This is a genomic window from Immundisolibacter sp. (assembly GCF_028696615.1).
Lineage (GTDB): Bacteria > Pseudomonadota > Gammaproteobacteria > Immundisolibacterales > Immundisolibacteraceae > Immundisolibacter.
Genome location: NZ_JAQVGQ010000169.1, coordinates 1 through 5,865, shown reverse-complemented (window position 1 = coordinate 5,865; position 5,865 = coordinate 1). Strand labels below are relative to the sequence as shown.

Annotated in this window: 7 protein-coding genes; all 7 read left to right on the top strand. The window is 70.7% G+C overall.

Annotation, left to right across the window (positions count from 1 at the left end; translation table 11 throughout):
• On the top strand, positions 1-711 hold a 711-nt coding region (locus PHC73_RS10625), incomplete at its 5' end, for a sirohydrochlorin chelatase (protein ID WP_300127790.1).
• Positions 712-724: 13 nt separating this feature from the next.
• Positions 725-1,405 (top strand): precorrin-8X methylmutase, encoded by a 681-nt coding sequence (locus tag PHC73_RS10620; RefSeq protein WP_038012063.1) that lies wholly within the window; start codon positions 725-727, stop codon positions 1,403-1,405.
• A gap of 9 nt (positions 1,406-1,414) precedes the next feature.
• On the top strand, positions 1,415-2,581 hold the full coding sequence (locus PHC73_RS10615; RefSeq protein ID WP_094267357.1) for a cobalt-precorrin-5B (C(1))-methyltransferase: 1,167 nt from the start codon (positions 1,415-1,417) through the stop codon (positions 2,579-2,581).
• Positions 2,574-3,968, top strand: a complete 1,395-nt coding sequence (cbiE, locus tag PHC73_RS10610; protein ID WP_300127781.1) for a precorrin-6y C5,15-methyltransferase (decarboxylating) subunit CbiE — start codon at positions 2,574-2,576, stop codon at positions 3,966-3,968. Before PHC73_RS10615 ends, cbiE begins: the two co-directional genes overlap by 8 nt.
• On the top strand, positions 3,965-4,771 hold the full coding sequence (cobI, locus tag PHC73_RS10605; RefSeq protein WP_004263382.1) for a precorrin-2 C(20)-methyltransferase: 807 nt from the start codon (positions 3,965-3,967) through the stop codon (positions 4,769-4,771). The genes cbiE and cobI overlap by 4 nt, the downstream gene beginning before the upstream one ends.
• A gap of 11 nt (positions 4,772-4,782) precedes the next feature.
• Entirely contained in the window at positions 4,783-5,571 is a 789-nt protein-coding gene (locus PHC73_RS10600) for a cobalamin biosynthesis central domain-containing protein (RefSeq protein WP_004263387.1), read from the top strand.
• The coding region (locus PHC73_RS10595; protein ID WP_300127776.1) for a cobalamin biosynthesis protein at positions 5,568-5,865 on the top strand (298 nt) is incomplete at its 3' end. The genes PHC73_RS10600 and PHC73_RS10595, both read left to right, overlap by 4 nt.

Below are 5,865 nucleotides of genomic sequence, written 5' to 3'. Positions count from 1 at the left end.
TTCATCCTCAACGCCGCCGGCCACGTCAAGATGGAGCTGCCGGCCGCCATCGAGCGCGCGCGCCAGCGCCACCCCGGCGTCGCCTTCGCCTGCGCCCGCCACCTCGGCATGGGGCGCGAGATCTTCACCGTGCTCAAGGGCCAGCTCGACCGCCTGCTGAAGCAGCTCGACATGCCCGACCCGCGCACCACCGGCGTGGTGCTGCTCGGCCGCGGCTCGTCGGACGCGGGCGCCAACGGCGAGCTGGCCAAGATGGCGCGCTGGCTGTTCGAGGACGGCGACCACGAGCTGGTCGACCTCGCCTTCACCGGCGTCACCTGGCCGCGGCTCGAAACCGTCGTCCAGCGCCAGGCGCGGCTGGGCATGACGCAGATCTGCGTCGTGCCGGTGTACCTCTTCACCGGGGTGCTGATGGAGCGCATCAAGGCCCAGGTCGCACGCCTGCAGCGCCAGTACCCGCAGATCGCCTTCGCCCTCGGCACGCACTTCGGTTTCGACAAGGGCATCTTCGATCTGCTCGACGCCAAGGTCGGCGGCCAGGAACTGCCCGAGGGCGCGCTGCTGGAGTGCGACGGCTGCAAGTACCGCCTTGCCGCCGAGGCCGAGCATCTGCATGACCACAGCCATACACACGTCCATCACACGGACCACGACCATGGCCATCACCACGGTTCCGTCCATGGCCACGCCCATGAACATGCTCACGCCTGAGGCCGGCGCCGCGATGAACACCAACACCGTCACCGAACAGCTCACCGCCGCCGGCCGCGCGATCGAGCACGACTCCTTCGCCATCATCGACGCGGAGGTCGGCGCCCACGCCTACGGCGCCGGGGAGTGGCCGGTCGTGCGCCGCATGATCCACGCCAACGCCGACTTCGACTTCAACGGCCTCACCGCTTTCCACACGGACGCAGTGGAAGCCGGCCTGGCCGCCATCCTCGGTGGCGGCACGCAGATCGTCGCCGACGTCGAGATGATCTGCGTCGGCCTGTCGGCCTCTCGTCTCGCGCACTTCGGCATGCGCACCCATCAGTTCATCTCCGACACCGACGTCATCGAACGCGCCCGCGCCGAGGACACCACGCGCGCGGTACAGGCGATGCGCAAGGCCCACCGCCTCGGCCTGCTCGACGGCGCCATCGTCGGCATCGGCAACGCACCCACAGCGCTGATCGAGCTGGTGCGGCTGATCCGCGACGAAGGCGTGCGCCCGGCCCTTGTCGTCGGCATGCCGGTCGGCTTCGTGTCGGCGGCCGAATCCAAGGACCTGATGGCAGAGCTCGACGAAGTGCCCTGGATCGTCATCCGTGGCCGCAAGGGAGGCTCGACCCTGGTAGTGGCGGCAATCCACGCCCTCTTGGGGCTGGCCGAGGCCCGCCAGTTGCAGGCCCTGCAGGGCTGAGAACCGGCCATGGCGGCAGGACACGCATTGCCGGATAAGGTGCGCAAGGGCGATGCCAAGCGTGACCGCGGCAACCGCACCGGCTTCTCGACCGGCGCCAACTCGGCCGCCGCCGCCGCCGCGGCCACACTCGGCCTGGTGCAGGGCGAGGTGCCGGACGCGGTGGAGTGCGTCCTGCCCAACATGATGCGCGTGCGCTTTGCAGTCACCGACGGCCATGTCGACGGCGATCATGCCCGTGCGGTGTCGGTCAAGGACGCCGGCGACGACCCGGACGCCACCCATGGCGCCCATCTCACCGCCGACGTGTGCCGCATCCCCGGCGGAGGAGGTTCAGTGATCCTGAAGGGCGGCCCCGGCGTAGGCGTCGTCACCAGGCCCGGCCTTGGGCTGGACGTTGGGGGCCCCGCGATCAACCCGGTACCAAGGCGAAACATCGTCGACAACGTACGCGCGGCAGGCGCCCCCATCCTCGAGGCCGGCGACAGCCTGGAGGTGACCATCTCGGTACCGGGCGGCGAGGAGATGGCGAAGAAGACCCTCAACGCCCGCCTCGGCATCCTCGGCGGCATCAGCATCCTCGGCACCACCGGCATCGTCCGCCCGTATTCGACCGCCGCCTTCCGCGCCAGCGTGATCCAGGCCATCGATGTCGCCGCCAACCAGGGCCAGACCAGCGTCGTGTTCACCACCGGCGGCCGCACCGAGAAATGTGCGATGCGCGAATTTCCGCAACTGGACGAAGCCTGCTTCGTGCAGATGGGCGACTTCGTCAAGGCCGCCTTCACCACCGCGGTCAAACAGGGCATGCAGCACATCATCGTCGGCGCGATGGTCGGCAAGCTCACCAAGATCGCCCAGGGCCTGTCGGTCACGCACGCCTGGCGCGAGGAAGTGGACCGCGAGCTGATCGCCGCCGCCGCCGCCGAGGTCGGTGCGCCGCCCGATCTCGTGGCCGAGATCCGCGCAGCCGAGACCGCCCGCTTCGCCGCCGAACGCCTGGCCGGACTCGGCCTGGCCGCGGCCTTCCACCGCGCGCTGGCCGCGCGCGCCATTCGCAGCCTGCGCCAGCGCTACCCCGGCCCGCACCGGCTCACGGTGCTGGCCTGCAACTTCGAGGGCGTGCCGATCGTGACCGTGAACGAGGCCGACCTGACGGAGCCCACGCATGCCTGAACCTACCGCTCCTGTCTGCAGCATCGTCGGCGTCCTCGACGACGGCTGGGACGGCCTTGGCGCCACGGCTCGCCAGCGCATCGACACCGCTGCCTGCGTCATCGGCGCCGAACGCACGCTGGAACTGATCGCGCCACATGCGCCGGCCGCCCGCCTGCTGAACATGGACGGCGCGCTGAGCCGTGTGCCGGGCTGGATCGAGGAGGTCGCCGGGCAGGGCGGCCACGCCGTGGTGCTCGCCACCGGCGACCCTTTGTGCCACGGGATCGCCGGCTTCCTGATCGGCAAGCTCGACGCCACGCGGGTCGCGGTACTGCCCGCGCCGTCGACACTGCAGCTCGCCTTCGCCCGCCTGAAGAAGCCGTGGCAGGAGGCCCGCTTCGCCTCCTGCCACGGCGCCGATGCCGGCGAATGGCAGGCCGATCCGCTGCAGCCCGGTCCGACGCCGGAACACGGCCTGTACCGATTGATCCGCACTGTCACTGAGCATCCGCTGGTCGCCGCCTTCACCAGCCCGGCCAACAGCCCCGACCGCATCGCCCGCGCCTTGCTGGCGGCCGGCTATGGCGAGCCAGGCAGCGACGAGGACCTGCGCCTGTCGGTGGTCGCCCGCCTGTGCCTGGACGACGAGGCCATCTTCGAGGGACTGAGCCTGCACGAGGCCGCCACCCGGCGTTTTCCGGAGCCCAACATCCTCGTGATCGAACGCTCGCGCTCCCCCGAGCGACGAGACGGGGCGGCAGTGGGCAGGGAGACGGCGACTGCAGCCGACGTCGCGCTCCGCGCCCTGCCCGCGGATACGCCCCTGTTCGGCCTCGACGATCTCGACTACGTGCAGCGCAGCCCCGAGAAGGGCTTGATCACCAAGGTGGAGGCACGCGCGGTGTCGCTCGCCAAGCTGGCGCTGCGTGCCGACAGCCGGGTGTGGGACATCGGCGCCGGTTCCGGTTCGGTCGGCCTCGAAGCAAGCCGCATCGCCCGCCATGGCCACGTGTGGGCGATCGAGAAGAACGCGGGCGATGCCGCCAATGCGCGCGCCAACGCCTGTCGCCTGCGCGCGAGCAACTACAGCCTTCACGAAGGCAAGGCCCCGGCCGGGCTCGACGCCTGGCCCGACCCCGACGCGGTCTTCATTGGCGGCTCGGGCGGCGAACTGGGCGAACTGATCGCCCTCGTGCTGCGCCGGCTCAGAGCCGGCGGCCGGCTGGTGATGAACTTCGTCACCCTCGAGAACCTCGCCACTGCCACGTCCGCACTGGCCGCAAGCGGTGCTGCCTGGGACGTGACCATGCTGTCGGCCGCGCGCAGCCAACCCATCCTCGACATGCACCGGCTCGCTGCGCAGAACCCGGTGTGGATCGTCACCGCCCGCAAGGAAACCGCATGAACGCGCCCACTTTGACCCCCCGTCGTTTCGGCCGCCTGATCGGCGTCTCGCTCGGCCCCGGCGACCCCGACCTCATCACCCGCCGGGGCTGGGCCGCGCTGCAGTCCGGCGCACGCTGGGCCTATCCGGTCAAGCGCGCCGAGGAGTCCTCCTACGCACTGGACATCGCCCGCCGTGGCGGGCTGGCGGTTCCGGACGACGCCGTCGAGCTGGTGTTCCCGATGACACGCGACGCGATCACGCTCGCCAAAGCCTGGGCACGAGCCGCCGCGCAGACGTTGCAGCTGCTGGCCGAAGGCCGCGACCTCGCCTTCCTGGTCGAAGGCGACGCCTCCACCTACTCCACCTTCCGCCACCTGGCGCGCGCCGTACGCGAGCTGGCACCCGAGGTCGAGGTCGACACCATCCCCGGCGTCAGCTCCTTCGCTGCCGCTGCGGCCGTGGCCGACCTCGCGCTGGCCGAAGAGGACGAAACGATGGCGGTGATCCCCGCCGCCTACGGCACCGCCGTCATCGATCACCTGCTCGACGAGTTCGACACCGTGGTGCTGATGAAGGTGAAGCCGCTGCTCGACGAGGTGCTCGACCTGCTCGCACGCCGCGGCCTGCTCGCCAGCAGCTGCTTCGTCGAGAAGGTGGGTGCGCCCAAACAGCGCGTCGTGCATGACGTGGCCAGCCTGCGCGGCGAAAAGGTCAATTACCTGTCGCTGCTGCTGGTGCAGAACCCCAAGCGCCAGCGCGGCGAGCTGCGCCGCGGCTGCCGCAAGCGCGCCGAACAACAGGCTGTAACGGCCGTTTCCTGAGGTCCCTCCCGATGTCTCCACAGACGACCCAACACCTGCCCTTTCCCAACACCCGCATCGCCGTGGTGTCGATCACTCGCCACGGCATCGCGCTGGCCGGCCGCGTCATCGCGGCGCTGCCCGGTGCCACGCTGTTCGCGCCGCAGAAGTTCGGCATCGAGGCCGAAGCCGCCGCCCCCGGCGCGTTCGCCTGTTACGAAGGCAAGGTCGGCGACCAGGTGCCGGCGCTGTTCGCCGGCTTCGACGGCATCGTCGCCATCGTGTCGCTGGGCGCGGTGGTGCGTCTGGTCGCGCCCCACCTGAAGAACAAGGAGACCGACCCCGGCGTGGTGGTGCTCGACGAAGCGGGGCGCTGGGCGATCCCGGTGCTGTCCGGCCACCTCGGCGGCGCCAACGCCATCGCCGGCGTGCTGCAACAGGCAGTAGGCGCCACCCCGGTGCTGACCACCGCATCGGACGCACGCGAGACGCTGGCGGTCGACCTGCTGGGGCGCGAGCTGGGCTGGATCTTCGAGGCCAGCCACGACGAGATCGTGCGCGCCAGCGCCGCAGTAGTGAACGACGAGCCGGTCGCGCTGGTGCAGGAAGCCGGCAGCACCGACTGGTGGTCGCGCCATGCCAACGGCCGCAGCGGCCCGCTGCCGGCCAACATCCAGCGCTTCGAACGGCTGGAAGACGTCGATCCCGAGCGTTTCGGCGCGGTGCTGTGGATCAGCCACCGCCCCTTGCCCGCAAGCTACGCCGGACGCCTCACCGGCAAGCGGGTGATCTACCGTCCCTCCGCGCCGGAGGCGGCGTGAGCGCGGACGGGGGTGCCGGCCGGGCTCTTCAGAGGCTCGCGCTCGGCCTCGGCTGCGACCGCGGCACACCGGCCGCGACCATCGCGCAGGCCATCGACACGGCCCTCGCCAGCATCGGCGCGTCGCGCCGCGATGTCGTCACCGTGGCCAGCATCACGCTCAAGGCCGACGAAGCCGGCCTGCTCGAGGCCGTCGCCGCGGCGGGCTGGACGCCACGCTTCTTTCCGCCGCAGCTGCTGGCCGCGGTCGCCGTGCCCAACCCGTCGGAAACGGTGCGCAAATACACCGGCACAC

What these genes read in the sequence shown, in the direction of transcription:
- PHC73_RS10620 (WP_038012063.1), top strand. Translation starts at nt 725, where the DNA reads ATGAACACCAACACCGTCACCGAACAGCTCACCGCCGCCGGCCGCGCG.
- PHC73_RS10615 (WP_094267357.1), top strand. Translation starts at nt 1,415, where the DNA reads ATGGCGGCAGGACACGCATTGCCGGATAAGGTGCGCAAGGGCGATGCC.
- cbiE (WP_300127781.1), top strand. Translation starts at nt 2,574, where the DNA reads ATGCCTGAACCTACCGCTCCTGTCTGCAGCATCGTCGGCGTCCTCGAC.
- cobI (WP_004263382.1), top strand. Translation starts at nt 3,965, where the DNA reads ATGAACGCGCCCACTTTGACCCCCCGTCGTTTCGGCCGCCTGATCGGC.
- PHC73_RS10600 (WP_004263387.1), top strand. Translation starts at nt 4,783, where the DNA reads ATGTCTCCACAGACGACCCAACACCTGCCCTTTCCCAACACCCGCATC.